The organism is Vibrio cincinnatiensis DSM 19608 (genome assembly GCF_900167345.1).
Taxonomy (GTDB): domain Bacteria; phylum Pseudomonadota; class Gammaproteobacteria; order Enterobacterales; family Vibrionaceae; genus Vibrio; species Vibrio cincinnatiensis.
Map to the genome: position 1 here is coordinate 1 of NZ_FUXB01000020.1, position 18,938 is coordinate 18,938.

An 18,938-nucleotide genomic window follows, 5' to 3' on the forward strand; every position below is an offset into this window, starting at 1 on the left:
GATAGCTGCGGTTAGAGTGGTTTTACCGTGGTCAACGTGGCCGATAGTACCAACGTTTACGTGCGGTTTCGTACGTTCAAATTTTGCTTTAGACACGATCGTGTTCCTTCCTAGTTATGATTCACCTTGAGTCACGTACACTCAAAGCGCGCCAGAAATTGCTATTTTATGCGCCAACGCTCGTCAGCGCAATAGATTCGTTATTAATCAAATAACAAGCTAACCACGTTCTGCAATAATTGCATCAGCAATATTTCTTGGAACCTCAGCGTACTCAGCAAACTCCATCGAGTAAGAAGCACGTCCTTGGGTTGCAGAACGAAGATCCGTTGCGTAACCAAACATTTCAGCAAGTGGTACTCGGCAACGAATAATTTTAAGGCCAGCAGGGCCTTCATCCATACCTTCAATGATGCCACGACGACGGTTTAAATCACCGACAACATCACCCATCCAGTCTTCAGGTGTGGTTATTTCAACTTTCATTAACGGCTCAAGAATAACAGGGCTTGCAGCCAGTGCCCCTTTCTTGAATGCCATAGAGCCAGCGATCTTAAACGCCATCTCACTTGAATCGACATCGTGGAACGAACCATCAAACAGTGTCGCTTTGACATCCAAAATAGGATAGCCAGCTAATACACCATTGTTCATTTGCTCCTCGATACCTTTTGCCACTGGGTTGATGAATTCTTTAGGAATTGCACCACCCACAATTTCGTCAACAAAAACGAAACCTTGGCCAGGCTCAGCAGGTTCAACTTTCAACCATACGTGTCCGTATTGACCACGGCCACCTGACTGACGAATAAACTTGCCTTCAACTTCCGCTTTACCACGAATGGTTTCACGATACGCAACCTGAGGTTTACCCACGTTGCAATCAACGCTGAATTCGCGCTTCATGCGATCAACGATGATATCTAGATGAAGCTCTCCCATACCGGAGATCAACGTTTGACCAGTTTCATTATCCGTTTCAACACGGAAAGAAGGATCTTCAGCAGCCAGTTTACCTAGTGCAATACCCATTTTCTCTTGGTCAGCCTTAGAGCGGGGCTCAACAGCAATCTGAATGACTGGCTCAGGAAACTCCATTCGCTCTAGGATCACTTTATGATCTTGGTCGCATAGAGTATCGCCTGTAGTCACATCTTTCAAACCGATTGCCGCAGCGATATCGCCAGCGCGAACTTCTTTAATTTCTTCGCGTTTATTAGCATGCAACTGAACGATGCGGCCAAAACGCTCTTTCTTCTGTTTCACTGAGTTATAAACAGCATCTCCGGAGTTTACAACTCCAGAATAGACGCGAATAAACGTCAATGAACCCACAAATGGGTCGGTCGCAATTTTAAACGCCAACGCAGAAAATGGTTCGTTGTCATCAGCATGACGTTCAACTTCATTTTCACGATCATCAATGCCCTTAATGGCAGGAACTTCAACAGGCGATGGTAAATATTCAACAACCGCATCCAATACCGCTTGTACACCTTTATTTTTAAATGCACTTCCACACGTGGCAAGTACGATTTCGTTGTTCAGTGTACGCTGGCGAAGCGCTTGTTTGATTTCAGCTTCCGTTAATACCCCATCTTCGAGGTACTTATCCATCAATTCTTCGCTCGCTTCCGCCGCCACTTCAACTAAGTTGTTGTGCCACTCTTCAGCCAGCTCTTGCATATCCGCTGGAATTTCTTCATAAGTGAAGGTCATGCCTTGATCGGCTTCATTCCAGTTGATCGCTTTCATCTTGATAAGGTCGATGACACCTCTAAACTCTTCTTCCGCACCAATGTTTAACTGGATTGGTACAGGAGTCGCACCAAGACGATGTTTAATTTGATCTACAACGCGTAGAAAATCTGCACCGGTACGGTCCATCTTGTTAACAAATACAATGCGTGGAACATGGTATTTATCCGCTTGACGCCAAACAGTCTCAGATTGAGGCTCAACACCAGACGAACCACAGAAGACAACCACGGCACCATCAAGTACACGTAATGAACGCTCTACTTCAATCGTAAAGTCAACGTGTCCTGGGGTATCAATGATATTAATGCGATGATCTTGGAATTGGGCATCCATACCACGCCAAAAGGCGGTGGTCGCAGCAGAGGTAATGGTGATACCACGCTCTTGCTCTTGCTCCATCCAGTCCATGGTAGCAGCACCATCGTGAACTTCGCCAAGTTTATGAGAAAGGCCGGTGTAGAACAGAATACGCTCAGTAGTGGTTGTTTTTCCTGCATCTACGTGAGCACAGATACCGATATTACGGTAACGCTCAATAGGAGTTTTACGAGCCACGATTGTATCCTCTTACTAAGGTTAACCTTAGAATATAGAAATGTGCTGCGAGAGAACCTCGCAGCACAGAAGGTATTACCAGCGGTAATGAGCAAACGCTTTGTTCGCTTCTGCCATACGGTGAACGTCTTCACGTTTCTTAACAGCAGTACCTTTGTTTTCTGACGCATCTAGCATTTCAGCAGCTAGGCGAGCAGCCATAGATTTTTCACCACGCTTACGCGCAGCTTCAACCAACCAACGCATAGCAAGTGCGTTACGGCGAACCGGACGAACTTCTACAGGAACTTGGTAAGTTGAACCACCCACACGGCGAGATTTAACTTCGACCGCTGGGCGAACATTTTCAAGAGCTTCTTCAAATACAGCTAAGTGATCTTTACCAGATTTCTCAGCCATAGTGTCCAGTGCAGTATAAACGATTTTTTCTGCAGTAGATTTTTTACCGTCAACCATTAGGATGTTAACGAATTTTGCCAGCAATTCAGATTTGAACTTTGGATCTGGAAGGATCTTACGCTGACCAATGACGCGACGACGTGGCATGGAATATTCTCCGTTGTCTTCTTCAGGTTATCCAAAACTTTTCAGTTTCTTCAAAATTAAAATTTAATTTTAGTGTTTGGCCTTACTTAACGCTTCTCTTATAAAAAAGAAGGGCATTAAGACTTAGGACGCTTCACACCGTACTTAGAACGACCTTGTTTACGGTCGTTAACGCCTGAACAGTCAAGCGCACCACGAACAGTGTGGTAACGAACACCCGGAAGGTCTTTTACACGACCGCCACGGATAAGAACGACACTGTGCTCTTGTAGGTTGTGACCTTCACCACCGATGTATGAAGTAACTTCAAAACCGTTAGTTAGACGTACACGACATACTTTACGTAGTGCTGAGTTAGGTTTTTTAGGGGTAGTTGTATATACGCGAGTACATACACCACGTTTTTGTGGGCACGCTTCGAGTGCAGGCACGTTGTTTTTTGCAACTTGCTTCACACGTGGCTTGCGTACCAACTGGTTAATCGTTGCCATTAGCTAGCTCCTGAATTTACTTAAAGTAAGCTTTGTGAAAAATCTAGCCCTGAATGCTTTACGCAAATAGGGACGCAAAATTCTATTCAGCACTGAGAGGTGTGTCAAGAAATATACAGATCTTTTTTCTGTCGCTAGAAGAAGGATGTCAATCTAAATGCACAGCCGTGGATAAGACAACTACCAACCAATTGATTTACCTATACTAACTGTCATTTTGACAAATGCAGCGGTATTAATAATCTGTACCTGATCAGCACAAACTTCTAGCCATCCTCGTGCAGCTAGATCTTCTTGTAGCGCATAGATAGCGCAATCACTGGGAAGATAGCGATAATAAGGAGAAGATGCCTTACACGCATAGACGGCTTGTTCCACCAAAAGTAGCGTATCATCGCCTTGTAAATAACGAGGAAGCCACGTGAGTTGCTCTAGTTTTTTGACAATATGCAGCATCTCATTCCCCTTTAAAACGTCAGGACTTGATCAAAACTTTGCCATCGTTCAGCTATTGCTTCTGGAGTTAACGGTTGAACCTCAATCAGTAAATCATCCGTGACCATACCCCATTCGGCCAAACTTTGCTGGCACACATAGCGTTGTTCAATATCGTATAGATCAAGCAATTTAAATGCAGAAAGATAGTCGCGGCTTAGAATGTGCTCCGGTTGCTGATTTTTGACCAACTGCAATACACCTTCTGCCACAAAAAAAACAGCCAGATTATCATGATAAGCTGAGGTCGCTAATAGTGCATCTAATCCTTCTCGCCCAGCACTGCTCGCATGGGGAGAGGAATGGAATATAAAGGCGATCTTTTTCAAAACTGTACCACTCTATCATCACTCAATAACGCTTCAGCTAAACTACCCAGTCCTGTTTGCAGGAAAGGCTTGGCAAGATTCGCAGAACAGCGTTGATGCAACGAAGCTTCACTATCGCTTAATATTCCTCTTCGTAGCGCAGCTGCAACACACGTTTCCAAACTGACATCATGCTGTTCAGCCAGCCTTTGCCACCCCTTGACTAAGTCAAACTCATCATTGGCTGGCACCGTCAATGCCGAACCATTCGAGACACCATCTTGGTAGAAAAACACCCGTTTTAGATGATGCCCTTGCTCAACTACACTCAAGGCAAAGAGATAAGCATTACGCGCCGACTGTGTGCCATAACTCGGACCGTTTACCAACAAAGTAAAGGTTAATGCACCAGTGCTCACCGTTTACTCATCTCCCGTCTTACGTTGGCGAATATAAAGATAAACAGTGTGCTTAGAAATATTCAACCTATCCGCGACTCGGTTAATCGCATCTTTAATATCAAAAATCCCTTTATCAAACAGCGCCATAACAATTTGACGATTCTTGGTATTATTTGAAACCGACTTATCAGCGTTGATTTCTTCGATGGTTCGCTCAACCGTTTGATCCACCAGCTCTTCAACGTCACTGGCAAAATTCACGGAGGAGGCGGCTTCTTGAGCCTCTTGTGTCGGCATAAATGATTGAAGGACTTGAGAAAATGGAGCATCTAAATTGACGTTAATACACAGTAAGCCAATCACACGGTTCTCACCATTACGGATAGCAACCGTGATAGACTTCATTAACACTCCGCCTTTCGCTCGAGTAAAATAGGAGCGAGAGAAGTTACGCTCAGATCCTTCAATATCTCGTAGCATTCTGAGTGCTAAATCCGTAATCGGAGAGCCCACCTGACGCCCTGTATTCTCTCCATTCGCAATCTTTATTGCTGAAGTATTTAAGTCTTCCAGTGAATGCAACACAATTTCACAAAATGGGCCTATCAAACTGGCAATACCATCCACAACTGCTTCATAAGAACGTAATACAACTTTATCGTGCTCAGTAAAAGGCTTTACATGAACGGATTCAAATTCAAGCAGCATGTCAGCATTAATGTTTTCTGTTGTTGTCACTGTACTTTGACCTTAAAACGAAAAATCAACAAATTTCTGTAAGTTTATCAGATAATTTTAGTCTATGACTGAGCAATCTTATTAACAAGTGATTTAAAACAAGTTATGGGGATATTTCATCAAGGCGCCAATCCCCCCTTAGTTTCCATCTTTGGGGAAGAGAAAAACAAAAGGGCCTGAAAATCAGGCCCTAAAACGTCATGATGCAATGGCGGTTACTTCGCCGCATCATCCTTATCAATTTTCAATAACTCCACTTCAAAAACCAGTGTTGAATTGGCGGGGATAGTTGGCGTATCTTGTTCACCATAAGCAAGTTCTGGTGGAATCACGAATTTATATTTAGCCCCGACTTGCATCAATTGAACACCTTCTGTCCATCCAGGAATCACTCGATTTAACGGAAACGTCGCTGGCTCACCACGATCATAAGAACTGTCAAACTGGCTACCGTCTGTCAAGGTTCCTTTATAATGAACTTGAACCGTATCGGTATCTTTAGGTGAATCACCTTCCGCAGGAGTCAACACTTGATATAAAAGACCTGATTGAGTTTGCTTCACCCCTTCTTGTTTAGCAAATTCAGCACGGAACTCATCGCCTGCTAACTTGTTGGTTTTTGCTTTTTCAGCGGCTTTCGCTTGCATAATGCCAGCCACACGCTTATCTAATGACTCTAATGCCGCACGCGTTTCTTCTTCACTCATCTGAGCATTACCCGCAAACACATGCTCAATCCCTTTGAGTACAATCTCTTTATTGAGTTCGACGCCAATTTCGCTAGGCTTATCGATACTGGTAGTGAGATAGTTAGCAAATGAAACGCCAATTGCGTAAGCGGCTTTGTCATCCTCTGAACTGAAGGTGACATTTTCTATAACAGGTTGAGCATTTTCGCCCACTGTTACCGTTGTTGTATCCTCTTTCTGACAACCAACGGCGAGGAAAACAGTAGCCGCAAGCAGCGATACTTTAAACAGCGATTTCATTGAATTCTCCAAATTTGTAGGTAAACCTTTTGTTATTGTGCACAAATTTGCGCTTTAGGCTGGTGCACAATGTCATGTTGTACCAATATAACGGTATGTTTTGTAATTGTCTTTACTACTTGACGGATAATTAGTTTTGATGCGAATAATTTCTCATTCCATCTTACCGCTCATTGTCATATTGCTGTTAAATGGCTGTTTTTTCTTTGACAAAGATGTCGAGCGCTGGATATTAGAGCCCAATGGTTCCAGTAGCTTTGGACTAAGTCGTGATGGACGTTTTGCCTTGATTTATTCTCAAGAGCATCAATTGGTTCTCTGGGACTTAGCCGAGCGTCAACAATTAGCCACACTTGGTGCTCAAGATCTTCAAGAAAGCACCGTGTCACATATCCGTATCGCCGATAATGGACTGTATGCCGTGACGGCAAGCCAAATTAATTTTGCTGTCTGGCACCTAGGCTGGACCCAAGCAAAAGGGCTTTGGTCTGTCTCAGATGGTTTAATCCGAGACATCGACATAAGTAATAACGGTGAACAAGTACTTATCGGACTTTCAAATGGTAAAGCTATTTACGTAGACTTAGTCTCCGGACGACGCCTTGAGTTCCTCGCTCATTACGAAACAGTGAATTCTGTCGCGCTTTCCCCCAATGGCCGCTATGCCTTGACCGGAGGCAATGACTATATGGCATACCTTTGGGATACCCAAACAGGGCAGATCATCTATCGCTTTGAACACAATCAAAGAGTGAATCGAGTGGCACTGCAGCGTGATGGTACATTAGCCTTTACTTCAGATAGTGGCAATCAGTCGATTATCTGGAATTTACGTACTGGACAAAAACAAACAAAACTCCATAGCCTCTCACGTCAGTTACTTTTCTCAACCGCTCGCTTCTCTGATGATGGGCGCTATCTTATTACTGGCACCCCCTCAAGCCTGATTGCCGTTTGGCGTACTGATACGGGAAAACAACAAGCTCGATTTGAAGCTGAAGCGAGAAAAGATGCACGACCTCCCCGAGCCGTGGTGTATGATGTTACCTTTGATTCACAACAGCGAGTGATTTCCGGAACCTCTGCCGGTATTGCTCAGGCATGGAAATTTAACCAGTAACCATGAATGAAAAGACAATAACACAGCTACAAAAACGCGTTGAGGACTTGGAATGTCAGTTGGCTTTTCAAGAGCAAACCATTGATGAGTTAAACGAAGCCTTAGCTCAGCAACAACTCGTGATTAGCAAAATGCAAGATCAGATGAAATATGTGGTCGGTAAGATGAAAAATATGGACAGTTCAAATCTTGCTGATCCGGCCAATGAAACACCCCCTCCACATTATTAGAGAAGAAATAAAGGGAGACTTATTGTCGGATAAAGGCATAGACAATGACCACTCCAGCAACAACTAAGCAGCCACCAATACGTCGTAACTGACTCTCTGATTGTTGTGCAAGTTGAGCAACCATATTACGCCAACCATTGGGAGCCAATAATGGCCCAATGCCTTCCGCAATAAGCAGTAACCCTATGGCTATCCATACTGTATTTGACATGGTTATTTCCAAAAAGAAGAAAGGCTCCAAAGGAGCCTTTCTTTAATATAGTAAACGATTATTTCGCTACGGCACCTTTAGCGCTATTCATGTATTGGAAGAAATCACTCTTTGGATCCAATACCAAAATATCACTTTTCTGGCTAAACGAGTTTTCATAAGCTTTCAAAGATCGTAAGAAGCCAAAGAACTCAGGATCTTTATTGTAGGCATCAGCATAAACTTTCGCCGCTTTTGCGTCCGCTTCACCACGAGTTACACGAGCGGTTCGATCTGCCTCAGCCAAGATGGTTGCCACCTCCAGATCAGCTTGAGCTCGTGTCACCTCTGCTCTTTCACGACCTTGTGAACGGTGGCGACGAGCAACGGCTTCCCGTTCGGCTCTCATACGACGATAAATAGACTCGCTGATTTCATCAGGAAGGTTGATCTTTTTCATTCTGAAATCGACAACATAAACACCAAGATCACGGCTAGCATTTACCCGAGTGTCTCTAAGTACTGCGGCCATAATTTCATCACGTTGACCATCGATCTCTAATGCCTGTCGTGCTGACTCCGTAGTAACGATGTCATCATCTGGACTATCAGGTAACACATCATCATTACGTGGGCCAGAAACGATTTGCTTAATTTCACGAGAACCAATCTCAGCTCTTAATACATCCGTCACCCGACGCTCAAGTAACGCTTGTGCGGTAAAAGTATTACCTCCACCAGTGGCTAAGTAGTATTGACCAAAGTCCTCAATTCGCCATTTGACATAGGTATCGATGATCACGTCTTTTTGCTCTGAAGTCACAAAGCGGTCAGAACGCCCATCCATCGTCTGAATGCGAGCATCCAGTGTTTGTACTCGATCAAAGATTGGCATTTTAAAATGCAGGCCAGGCTCATAAATCTTTGACATCTCAGCATCATCTTGTATTACCCGCCCAAAGCGAATAACAATGCCTCTTTCCCCTTCAGGGATAACAAACATCGACATTAATAATAATGCCAATAAGACGACAACTACAGGGATCATTAACTTACGCATGATTAGTTTCTCCCTTGACGTGAAGAGGTTGAACGAGGAGCCGTGTTCACATTGCTATCCGTACGCTGTGACTCCAGCTCTATTTCATCATAAACGGAGGATGCACGAGATGAGCGAGTCGAACTTGCACTTCCTTGTCCAGCCAGTTTATCAATGGGCAAATACAACAGATTACCACTCGACTCAGAATCAATAAGAATTTTAGAACTATTGCTGTAGACCTGTTCCATGGTATCTAAATACAAACGATTACGAGTCACCTGTGGAGAGGCTAGGTATTCCGGTAATAACTTTTCAAACTGGGCAACTTGCCCCAGCGCTTCATTAATGATCCGTTCACTATAACCTAGAGCTTCTCGCTTCACACGCTCAGAACGTCCCGTTGCTTTAGGTAAAATTTCGTTCTTGTATGCTTCCGCTTCACGGATGAAACGCTCTTCATCTTCTCGAGCGGCAATCGCATCATCAAAGGCATCTTTCACTTGCTCTGGTGGACGAGAGGATTGAAAGTTAACACCAACGACAAACAGCCCCATATCATAACCATCGATGATCTGATTCAATGTTTGTTGGGTGCTTTGGCGAATTTGTTGACGGCCAACGGTTAAGATGCTGTCCATCAAAGAGTCACCAATAACGGCACGAAGTGCGGAATCCGTTGCTTGGTGTAGACTGTTATCAGGGTTAGTCACTCGATATAGATATTTGTACGGATCCACGATACGGTACTGTACATCCATAGCAACGGTGACCACGTTTTCATCTTTGATCAGCATTAGGCCTGATGCACTCAACGAACGAATCGCTTGTACGTTGACAGGGGTGACTTCGTCAATAAAACGCGGACGCCAGTTCAAACCAGGATCAACAATACGATCATACTTACCTAAGCGCAGCACAACGCCACGTTCAGCTTCACCTATCGTATAAAAACCTGAGAAGAACCATACTGCAACGGCAATTGCCGCAATGACGCCAAGGCCCATTGCTCCGCCACCAGTAAAAGAAGGCCCTTTACCACCCTGTCCTTTCTTACCAAATTTGCCACCCAATTTCTGACTCAGTTTGTTAAACACTTCGTCTAAATCTGGCGGACCTTGCTCACGACCACCTTTGTTACCGCGATTATTATTACCCCAAGGGTCATTATCGCGGCCATTGTTGTCGTTATTATTTCCGGGCTCATTCCACGCCATTAGAAAGCTCCATCATTTGATATGACGTTATACTCTAGCAGCCCTTTAAGTAACGATAAAGTCACGTAAAGCTGCCTCTTCTCTTTTTTCTAGTCTAGACCAATCCACTTGTTGCATACGAATCGATATAAGCAAGTTACCATCGGGATCATATTCTTCCTGCTCAATGCAATTCATTTGAAAGAAAATACTCCGTATTCGACCCTGATGTTGTGGCGGAATACATAAACGGTATTGGACAATTTGACTGGCTAATCTCTCACTAAGAGCAGCAAATAGCAAATCCATTCCCAGCCCATCCATTGCTGAGACCCAAACCATTCTTGGCATACCTTCATCATCTCGTTCGATACGAGCGTGTTGGCCTTCTAGTACATCAATTTTGTTCATGACAAGCAGAGTTGGGACATCATTTGCCTCAATCTCTAGCAATACATCATCGACCGCTTGGATATTCTCACGAAAACGCTCATCACTGGCATCCACAACATGTAACAAAATGTCAGCTTCTTGAGTCTCTTGTAATGTTGCTTTAAATGCGGCCACTAAGTCATGAGGTAAATGACGAATGAATCCAACGGTATCCGCTAAAATTGCCGGCCCAACATCTGAAAGTTCAATTTTACGAAGGGTAGGATCCAAGGTGGCAAACAATTGATCAGCGGCATACACTCCAGCAGAAGTAATTTGGTTAAATAAGGTTGATTTCCCAGCATTGGTATAACCGACTAATGAAATAGTCGGGATTTCGGCACGATTTCTTGCTCGACGCCCTTGTTCACGCTGTTTAGAGACTTTGCCTAAACGGCGCAAAATCGCTTTGATTCGTTCACGCAATAAACGACGGTCAGTTTCTAGCTGAGTTTCCCCTGGACCTCGTAAGCCAATCCCACCTTTTTGTCTTTCTAAGTGAGTCCAACCTCGGATTAAACGGGTAGAGATATGGCGTAGCTGAGCCAACTCGACTTGTAGCTTACCTTCATGAGTCCGTGCTCGTTGAGCAAAGATATCTAAAATAAGCCCAGTTCGGTCGATGACTCGACATTGACAAAGTTGTTCAAGGTTACGTTCTTGAGCTGGAGAAAGGGCGTGGTTAAAAATAACCACATCAGCATCAAGTGATTGTACGGCTTGTGCAATTTCTTGAGCTTTCCCTTCACCAACGTAGTATTTAGGGTGAGGAGATTGGCGACTTCCCGTGATTACCTGTAGCGTTGAAACGCCAGCAGAAGAAACAAGCATCTCACACTCACTGAGGTCTTCCCACTCACCCTGTTGCGTGAAGTTGATATGAACAAGTACGGCTCGCTCACCGGCTTCATAACGGTCAAACAAGCGCTCAACTCCCTAATATATGATAAAATGACGACAAATAATTAATCGTCAGATTTTTCTGTTGTACGTTCTGCAGCAGGTCGATCACCATTATGATGGCTTACTGGACGAGCAGGAACGACCGTTGAAATCGCATGTTTATAAACCATTTGATTGACCGTGTTCTTTAACAGAATAACAAACTGATCAAACGATTCAATTTGGCCTTGCAGCTTAATGCCGTTGACTAAATAAATAGAAACTGGAATACGCTCACGGCGTAATGCATTTAAGAATGGGTCTTGTAGAGATTGCCCCTTAGCCATTTTATTTTCCTTATTTTGTATTTTGTTGTAGTTATTTAGCTAGCGGTGCACGTCTATTGGTGCGGCCTTTACATCTGAGCTAAACGAATAAAAACACCCTATGTTACTCATCAGAAGGATTCATTACCCAATCAGTAACGGATCCTTTACAGGGCACATCACGCAAAAGCGATCACATTATACACAGCTAACTCAATCCGATGCTATGGCATTTGAAAGAGTTTCTAACGCTTGATCAACATGTTCGCTATCTAACCAAGTTAGATCATCCCAGCTGCGCAACCAGGTGATTTGTCGCTTGGCCAATTGACGAGTGGCACAGACTCCGCGAAAAATTGCCTCATCCAAACTGCCTTTCCCATCTAAGTACTCCCACATTTGTCGATAACCCACACAACGGATCGACGGTAAATCAGGATGAAGATCGTCTCGAGCATAAAGCGCTTTCACTTCTTCCTCAAAACCTGATTGGACCATCTTCTCGAAACGAAGTTCAATTCGACGGTGGAGTTCTGCCCTATCCTTGGGAGCAATTGCGAACTGCTTAATACGAAAAGGGATCGGCTCTCCTTTCGTTTTTGTCAGCTCTGTAAGAGTTTTACCTGAAATTCGATAAACTTCCAATGCCCGTGACAATCTTTGTGGATCATTTGGATGAATTCTTGCCGCTGAAATTGGATCAATTTGTTGCAACTCAGTATGCAATCCTTCCCAGCCTATCTGTTGAGCTTGAAGTTCGATCTCCTGCCTGATGTGGGGATCAGCCGCAGGTAAAGGCGATAAACCTTCCAACAAGGCTTTATAGTACAACATGGTGCCACCCACTAAGAGTGGTATTTTGCCCTCACAGGCGATCGCTTGCATTTCACGTAGCGCGTCTTGCCGAAAATCCGCCACTGAATAGGCTTCACTAGGATCTAAAATATTAATCAGACGATGAGGTGCTTGTGCTAGCTCCTCCACCGTGGGTTTAGCGGTTCCAATATCCATTCCTCGATAAATCAAAGCGGAATCAACACTGATGATTTCAACCGGATATTTCTTTCGAAGCTGAATAGCTAGATCTGTCTTTCCTGATGCGGTAGGCCCCATTAAAAATAGGGCAAGAGGTAATTGTGTTGTCATGAATGTAATGCTGCAATCGTGGTGGAAAAATCCACCAACTGAATAAAGTGGTGATCATTAAAGGGAAGCTGGCCTTGCCATAACTGTTCGATCTCAGCAACTAGCTGAATCGCTTCAGACAAAGTGTAGTCGCTTTTTGTGGTCATCACACGTTGGCTAAGCCAATACGTTAATTGTGTCAATGTCAACTCGGTGGGTGCACTCGACTGTTGAGTGGAGATATAGCTGAGTAAGTCTGGAATTAAGGACTGTAAATTTTGCTGTCTCAGTGGCTGAGGAACGCCCATAATCATGAGTGATGAGGCAGAACGAATCGTAAGATCAATGCCTAACCTTGCTAGTAATTCGTGGCTTTGCTGTAACGCGGCATATTCATGCTCAGCCATTTTCACACCGAGTGGCACTAATAGCGGCTGGCTTTTTAACGCAATCTGCTGAGCATTTAATTGCCCCAAAATTTTCAGTTCAAGTGCTTTGGTTAATGCAAGTAAAACGCACCCTTTGTCTGAGGTCATCAGTAAATATTGCCCTTCAATAACCGCGATTGCTTTGCCTAAAACAACCTTATCCAGAGACGGGATAGTCGCCAGTTCAGAAGGAGGATCGAATTCATTCTCATCCGATAACACGGGTTCTACCGTTTGCATTAAGTGCTGATAAGCCTTTGTTTGCTGTTGGGTGATGGCAGAACGCTCTGGCAATGGTGCCGTTTTCTTTGATATGGAACGAGCCCATTGGTTCGGTGACTCTTTTTCTCGAATAGAAGAGGATTTTTCCGCTCGTTCCGCTGTCGCTCTACGAGGATAATCCGATGTTTTTCCTATGGCTTGCGAGGCATGAGAGAGAGACCCAACGGGAAACAGAGACTCGGAAGAGACGTCAGATAGTTCATGAAACGCGGCCTGATTTCGTTCTGGTACATCAATATGCTCACTTTCTGATAATGCACGGCTGAGGGCTTGATAAATAAAGTCGTGCACTAAACGCGCCTGATGAAAACGCACTTCATGTTTGGCTGGATGTACATTCACATCCACAAAGTGGGGATCTAATTCAATAAATAAAACATAGGTCGCAAATTGATCTGGCCGTAAGCTATTTTCATAACTTTGTCGAATGGCATGGTTGATCAACTTATCTCGCATCATTCGCCCATTGACATAACAGTATTGTAGATCACTTTGCTGGCGAGCACCTTCAGGTGTCGTGATCCATCCCCGCAAGGTTAATCCTTGATGCTCAAGGTCAATACGTAGCATATGGCGAACGAAAGCAGCGCCACATACGGCCGCAAGTCGTTTCTCTTGCTGTATTTCTGTTTTCGCCGCTCGATACTGACGAATGAGGCTACCATTATGCCGAAGAGTCAAGGTGACATCGAAGCGACTCAACGCAATGCGCTTAAGAAGCTCATCAATGTGAGTAAACTCGGTTTTATCGGTACGCAGAAATTTTCGCCTTGCCGGGGTATTAAAGAAGAGATCCAGCACTTCAACTGTCGTACCAACCGGATGAGCAGCAGGTTGAAGCTTTACTGCCATGTCTCGTCCTTCACTATAAGCAGACCATGCTTCTTCCTGCATAGCTGGACGAGAAGTTAAAGTTAAACGCGAAACAGAACTGATACTGGCGAGCGCTTCACCACGAAACCCAAGGCTAATAATCGCTTCTAAATCATCCAATGACTGTATTTTGGAGGTGGCATGGCGACTTAAGGCTAACCCTAATTCATCTTTATTGATCCCAACACCATTATCCCGAACCCGAATCAGCTTTGCGCCCCCTTTCTCGATATCAATATCAATCCGAGTTGCGCCCGAGTCTAAGCTATTTTCCACCAGCTCTTTTACCACTGATGCGGGTCTTTCTACTACCTCGCCCGCTGCGATTTGGTTCGCTAAACGAGCAGGTAGAATACGGATAGTCATACTCTCCTCACTACTTATTAGGGATGATCAGCACTTGCCCAACCGCGAGTTGATCCGAACGTAGTTGGTTTGCCTCACGAATACTTTGCACGCTGACATTGTACTGACTGGCAATCTTACCTAAAAATTCGCCACGCTGAACCTTATGTTTTCGTAAAGGTTTATCTTTAAGACTCACAGTGATGCTCAACTTCTGCCCGACAGACAAAGTGTCAGATTTTAGGTTATTCTCACGACGAATAGCCTCTACAGAAACTTTGTAGGTATTCGCAATTCTTCCTAAAAACTCCCCAGATTTAACCGTATGAACAATGGTTTCCGTTTCAACAGGATTATTCACCACAGGAACCGGAACCGGGCCACGCTCTCCTCCTGGGATCATTAAATTTTGCCCAACCGAAAGTCGAGAATCTTTTAATTGATTCGCTTGCATTATCGCTTGTACGCTCGCACCATATTTCTGAGCAATGACAGATAAAGATTCGCCTCGTTGAACTTTGTGTTGTTGGGTTTTTCCACGGTTCGCAAATAAAGTCCCTTCTGGAGGGTTTTCTTCAAAATATTGTACTAATGCTTTAGCCAAGGCTCTGGCTAATTTGTCTTGATGGCTACGTTGAAATAATAATCGCTCTTCCACTGGATTCGAAATAAAGCCCATTTCCACTAATACCGATGGAATATCCGGTGACTTCAAAACGGCTAAACTCGCATTTACCGGTTCGCTCTTATGTAAGTGAGCAACTTTACCCATTTCACGTAAAATATTACTCGCTACCTTATGCCCTTCTTTCTGTGAATGACTAAATTGAAGATCAAGCAATGTTTGGCTCACATTACGATCATTATTCGTTTTGGCCAACACCTCGCCAGCTCCACCAAGCAACTCTGATTGCTGTTCATGGTTTTCAACCCAACGAGCGATTTCCGTATTTGCTCGTCGAGTATTAAGAACAAACACCGAGGCTCCTCTAGGTTGAGGTGTATGGAATGCATCCGCATGAATGGAGACAAGAAGATGAGCCTTACTTCTTCTCGCAATTTCTGTACGTTTATTAAGGTTAACAAAATAGTCCCCAGAACGAGTTAATACCGCTTTCATTCCCGGAACTGCATTAATTTGATCAGCCAGTTTTTTTGAAACGCTCAGCGTAACATCTTTTTCAAATTTACGCGTAGGGCCGATAGATCCAGGATCCTCACCGCCATGTCCAGCATCAATCGCTACAATAATGTCTGCCGTTCCAATCAATTGAGAAGCATCGCGGCTAATCGTGGCTTGGCTTTGGGTGGGGAGCGTTGATATTGATGACGAATGAGCTTGCCGATGCGGTAAATCAATAACGAGCCGATGGCCATACTGACCACCCGGAGTTGGCGCAAGCTTAAAAAGTTGCGGAGTCGACTTATTTTTTAATTCAAGAACCAGCCGAAAGGTACTGTTTTCAGGAGGTGAACTAGCACGAATCTTAGCTAAAATCGCACTATCTGAAATAGAAAGAGGAAGCGTCGTTGATAAAACAGTATTTTTAAGATCAACAACTAGTCGCTCAGGGCTACTCAATGTAAAGTAACTGAAGTCAGCTTCCGTTTTAAGATCAACCACCACACGAGTTTCATCCGGTGACGGCCATACCCTTACCCCTTCCAATACATTGGCATACGAAGTCGTACCAAACAAAGTCAGTACCAAGACGATAAATACACGCCCCCAATAACAGCGAAAATTGCTCACTATAACTCCAACTGGCTCAGTAAAGTACGCCCATATTCATTATTGGCCTTCAAACTTGCCTCCCGATGGGAACCTTGATAATGGATCTCGATATCAAGGTCTGACATAGGCAATAAACCATACCCTTTCTCAGGCCATTCAACCAAACAAATCGCATCATCCGTAAAATAATCACGAATCCCCATAAATTCGAGTTCTTCCGGATCGGCTAAACGATAGAGATCAAAATGGTAAACCTGCCAATTGACTAACTGATACGGTTCAACCAGAGTATACGTTGGGCTCTTTACATTTCCTTGATGACCTAAAGCACGAATAAAACCTCGACTGAATGTCGTTTTCCCTGCACCTAAGTCCCCATAAAGATAAAGTGTTGTATGCTGAGAGCATAGCTGCGCCAACATCGTACCTAGTTTTACCGTTTCTTGTTCATCTTTTAAAGTAAAGGTCTTGCTACTCATTGAAAGGATCTCTAACGTGTCAGATGTCGACTATATAAAAATAAAAAGAGAACGAATAGTAAACTGGGTTAGATTTAAGAGACAAGCACTGTTCTGTAAGTAAACCGAAAAACTTTTCCCATATACACGCGAATCGCTCTATTTTATCTAGATCCGCCAGATAAGATCCGTTAAGATCCTCCGCCCATTCGATAACCAAAACTCACGATGGACTATCAAGCACTCGCCGACCAAATAAAACATTGGGCCTACGATCTTGGCTTTGACAAAGTCGGGATCTGCGATATTGATTTAAGTGAACATGAGCCCGCATTACAAAGCTGGCTTGATGCTGGTTATCATGGAGAAATGGATTGGATGGCTCGCCATGGTATGTTGCGTGCGCGCCCAGCAGAACTTCTTCCTGGAACCCTTCGTGTCATCAGCGCTCGAATCAACTACCTTCCACCTCAAGCCCAGTTTGCAACAAATTTGTCCGATCCATCTCAAGCTTATATCAGCCGATATGCTCTTGGACGTGATTATCACAAATTAGTTCGAAACAGGCTAAAAAAGCTAGCAGAGAAAATTGAGCAGGAAGTCGGCCAATTAGGATATCGGCCTTTTGTTGACTCAGCTCCAATACTTGAACGCCCTCTCGCCCAAAAAGCAGGCCTTGGATGGGCAGGAAAACACTCATTAATTTTAGATAAAGAAGCGGGATCTTGGTTCTTTCTTGGCGAACTCTTGGTTGATATACCTTTACCAATAGATCAACCATCCGAGAATCAGTGTGGCCAGTGTCGAGCCTGTATTACCTCATGTCCAACAAAGGCGATTATTAAAGATGGCGTGGTTGATGCCCGGCGATGTATCTCTTATTTAACCATTGAATATTCTGGTGTCATACCAGAAGAGTTTCGCCATGCCATAGGAAACCGCATTTATGGCTGCGATGACTGTCAATTGGTCTGCCCATGGAACCGTTTTGCCGATTTAACCCAAGAACCCGACTTTCATCGCCGAGACCAACTGAAGAATGCGGATTTGATCGAACTCTTTGAATGGAATGAGCAAACCTTCTTGCGCAATATGGAGGGTTCCCCTATTCGCCGAATTGGACACCAGCAGTGGCAAAGAAATCTCATTATAGCCATGGGAAATGCCCCCTATTCGCAAAGAATCATTGATACATTAGAAAAAAAATACGGTATGAACGAACTATTAGATATCCATATTGATTGGGCCCTAAAATGTCAGCGACAACAAATTTCCTATATCACCAATAAACACCAACGGCTTATTCGAATCGTAAAGAAAGGGCTTCCTAGAAATGCTTAACGATAGTGTAAAGAAACGATAAATTGAAAATATTATTTGATACGCTTCGCAAATCATCAGGTGTGGAAAAAATTTTTAATGAGATAGCGTTTGATAAACTTCAAAAAAGTTAGTCACACTAGCAGGAAATGATTAGGATCAATAAAAACACAGTTAATGATCGTTTTTACGCTTAACCTCATAACAGAATAAAATAAAAAAACCAGATAAAACATTAGGTTAAAGTGAAACTTCAACCTTCACTTAGGAATGCTTTATCAAAAGATCTTCCCAGTATGTTTTTATTCGCGCTCTAAAAACATGTTACCCACCAAGTTATCCACAAACCACGCACTGTGGATAAGTCTGTTGATGAATATGGATAGATCGGAATGTTCAACTGTTAGCCTATAATGGAACCAAGCTATCTAAGCATGTTTGAAAAATGGACAGTCAACAACATTTGACAGATTTTGATGGGATTATGCTTCACAGCATGGATAAAAGAGCATCAGCATAGAGCCAAAACAAGCAGAGCGCAAAATAAAAATCTGCGCAAGTGCGCAGCAAGATGACTTACGAAATAAATTGGTTGCGGGGGCCGGATTTGAACCGACGACCTTCGGGTTATGAGCCCGACGAGCTACCATGCTGCTCCACCCCGCGTCCGTAT

Annotated in this window: 21 protein-coding genes and 1 tRNA gene; 3 read left to right on the plus strand and 19 right to left on the minus strand. The window is 43.8% G+C overall.

Annotation, left to right across the window (positions count from 1 at the left end):
• The 9 genes from B5D54_RS15210 to fkpA all read right to left on the minus strand — a co-directional run.
• Nucleotides 1-96, minus strand: a 96-nt coding sequence (locus B5D54_RS15210) for a GTP-binding protein (RefSeq protein WP_139364792.1), incomplete at its 3' end; no start/stop codon positions are given.
• Between the two features lie 123 nt (nt 97-219).
• Nucleotides 220-2,316 carry an elongation factor G gene (fusA, locus tag B5D54_RS15215; RefSeq protein WP_078927412.1) on the minus strand — a complete coding sequence of 699 codons (2,097 nt, stop codon included), beginning with the start codon at nt 2,314-2,316 and terminating at the stop codon, nt 220-222.
• Between the two features lie 75 nt (nt 2,317-2,391).
• Entirely contained in the window at nt 2,392-2,862 is a 471-nt protein-coding gene (rpsG, locus tag B5D54_RS15220) for a 30S ribosomal protein S7 (protein ID WP_042490263.1), read from the minus strand.
• Nucleotides 2,863-2,978: 116 nt separating this feature from the next.
• Nucleotides 2,979-3,353 (minus strand): 30S ribosomal protein S12, encoded by a 375-nt coding sequence (gene rpsL, locus B5D54_RS15225; RefSeq protein WP_078927413.1) that lies wholly within the window; start codon nt 3,351-3,353, stop codon nt 2,979-2,981.
• Nucleotides 3,354-3,533: 180 nt separating this feature from the next.
• On the minus strand, nt 3,534-3,809 hold the full coding sequence (gene tusB, locus B5D54_RS15230; RefSeq protein ID WP_078927414.1) for a sulfurtransferase complex subunit TusB: 276 nt from the start codon (nt 3,807-3,809) through the stop codon (nt 3,534-3,536).
• 11 nt (nt 3,810-3,820) lie between these two features.
• Nucleotides 3,821-4,177, minus strand: a complete 357-nt coding sequence (gene tusC, locus B5D54_RS15235; RefSeq protein WP_078927415.1) for a sulfurtransferase complex subunit TusC — start codon at nt 4,175-4,177, stop codon at nt 3,821-3,823.
• Nucleotides 4,174-4,575, minus strand: a complete 402-nt coding sequence (gene tusD / locus B5D54_RS15240; protein WP_078927416.1) for a sulfurtransferase complex subunit TusD — start codon at nt 4,573-4,575, stop codon at nt 4,174-4,176. The genes tusC and tusD overlap by 4 nt, the downstream gene beginning before the upstream one ends.
• Before the next feature lie 3 nt (nt 4,576-4,578).
• On the minus strand, nt 4,579-5,295 hold the full coding sequence (locus B5D54_RS15245; protein WP_078927417.1) for a helix-turn-helix transcriptional regulator: 717 nt from the start codon (nt 5,293-5,295) through the stop codon (nt 4,579-4,581).
• 215 nt (nt 5,296-5,510) lie between these two features.
• Nucleotides 5,511-6,284 carry an FKBP-type peptidyl-prolyl cis-trans isomerase gene (gene fkpA / locus B5D54_RS15250; RefSeq protein WP_078927418.1) on the minus strand — a complete coding sequence of 258 codons (774 nt, stop codon included), beginning with the start codon at nt 6,282-6,284 and terminating at the stop codon, nt 5,511-5,513.
• Nucleotides 6,285-6,423: 139 nt separating this feature from the next.
• Here fkpA and B5D54_RS15255 point away from each other — a divergent pair, with 139 nt between their 5' ends.
• A complete protein-coding gene (locus B5D54_RS15255; protein WP_078927419.1) occupies nt 6,424-7,404 on the plus strand; it encodes a WD40 repeat domain-containing protein in 981 nt (326 codons plus the stop codon).
• Between the two features lie 2 nt (nt 7,405-7,406).
• The gene (locus tag B5D54_RS15260) at nt 7,407-7,634 is read left to right on the plus strand and encodes a SlyX family protein (RefSeq protein ID WP_078927420.1); all 228 of its coding nucleotides are present in this window, start codon (nt 7,407-7,409) and stop codon (nt 7,632-7,634) included.
• 19 nt (nt 7,635-7,653) lie between these two features.
• On the opposite strand, the gene B5D54_RS15265 is transcribed toward B5D54_RS15260, so the two are convergent.
• The 9 genes from B5D54_RS15265 to tsaE form a co-directional block, all read right to left on the minus strand.
• A complete protein-coding gene (locus B5D54_RS15265) occupies nt 7,654-7,845 on the minus strand; it encodes a DUF2065 domain-containing protein (protein ID WP_078927421.1) in 192 nt (63 codons plus the stop codon).
• A gap of 58 nt (nt 7,846-7,903) precedes the next feature.
• The gene (gene hflC, locus B5D54_RS15270) at nt 7,904-8,884 is read right to left on the minus strand and encodes a protease modulator HflC (protein ID WP_078927422.1); all 981 of its coding nucleotides are present in this window, start codon (nt 8,882-8,884) and stop codon (nt 7,904-7,906) included.
• A gap of 2 nt (nt 8,885-8,886) precedes the next feature.
• Nucleotides 8,887-10,080, minus strand: a complete 1,194-nt coding sequence (hflK, locus tag B5D54_RS15275) for an FtsH protease activity modulator HflK (RefSeq protein ID WP_078927423.1) — start codon at nt 10,078-10,080, stop codon at nt 8,887-8,889.
• Between the two features lie 45 nt (nt 10,081-10,125).
• Nucleotides 10,126-11,415 carry a ribosome rescue GTPase HflX gene (gene hflX / locus B5D54_RS15280; protein ID WP_078927424.1) on the minus strand — a complete coding sequence of 430 codons (1,290 nt, stop codon included), beginning with the start codon at nt 11,413-11,415 and terminating at the stop codon, nt 10,126-10,128.
• 41 nt (nt 11,416-11,456) lie between these two features.
• The gene (gene hfq / locus B5D54_RS15285) at nt 11,457-11,720 is read right to left on the minus strand and encodes an RNA chaperone Hfq (RefSeq protein ID WP_078927425.1); all 264 of its coding nucleotides are present in this window, start codon (nt 11,718-11,720) and stop codon (nt 11,457-11,459) included.
• A 192-nt stretch (nt 11,721-11,912) separates the two neighbouring features.
• Nucleotides 11,913-12,845, minus strand: coding sequence for a tRNA (adenosine(37)-N6)-dimethylallyltransferase MiaA (gene miaA, locus B5D54_RS15290; RefSeq protein ID WP_078927426.1), 933 nt, complete (start codon nt 12,843-12,845; stop codon nt 11,913-11,915).
• Nucleotides 12,842-14,773, minus strand: a complete 1,932-nt coding sequence (gene mutL, locus B5D54_RS15295; protein ID WP_078927427.1) for a DNA mismatch repair endonuclease MutL — start codon at nt 14,771-14,773, stop codon at nt 12,842-12,844. Before mutL ends, miaA begins: the two co-directional genes overlap by 4 nt.
• A 10-nt stretch (nt 14,774-14,783) precedes the next feature.
• Nucleotides 14,784-16,469, minus strand: a complete 1,686-nt coding sequence (locus B5D54_RS15300; protein WP_172459906.1) for a LysM peptidoglycan-binding domain-containing protein — start codon at nt 16,467-16,469, stop codon at nt 14,784-14,786.
• Between the two features lie 35 nt (nt 16,470-16,504).
• Nucleotides 16,505-16,966, minus strand: coding sequence for a tRNA (adenosine(37)-N6)-threonylcarbamoyltransferase complex ATPase subunit type 1 TsaE (gene tsaE / locus B5D54_RS15305; protein WP_078927429.1), 462 nt, complete (start codon nt 16,964-16,966; stop codon nt 16,505-16,507).
• Nucleotides 16,967-17,173: 207 nt separating this feature from the next.
• Here tsaE and queG point away from each other — a divergent pair, with 207 nt between their 5' ends.
• Entirely contained in the window at nt 17,174-18,286 is a 1,113-nt protein-coding gene (gene queG, locus B5D54_RS15310; protein ID WP_078927430.1) for a tRNA epoxyqueuosine(34) reductase QueG, read from the plus strand.
• Between the two features lie 568 nt (nt 18,287-18,854).
• On the opposite strand, the gene B5D54_RS15315 is transcribed toward queG, so the two are convergent.
• Nucleotides 18,855-18,931 (minus strand) — tRNA-Met (locus B5D54_RS15315).
• Nucleotides 18,932-18,938: the final 7 nt, after the last annotated feature.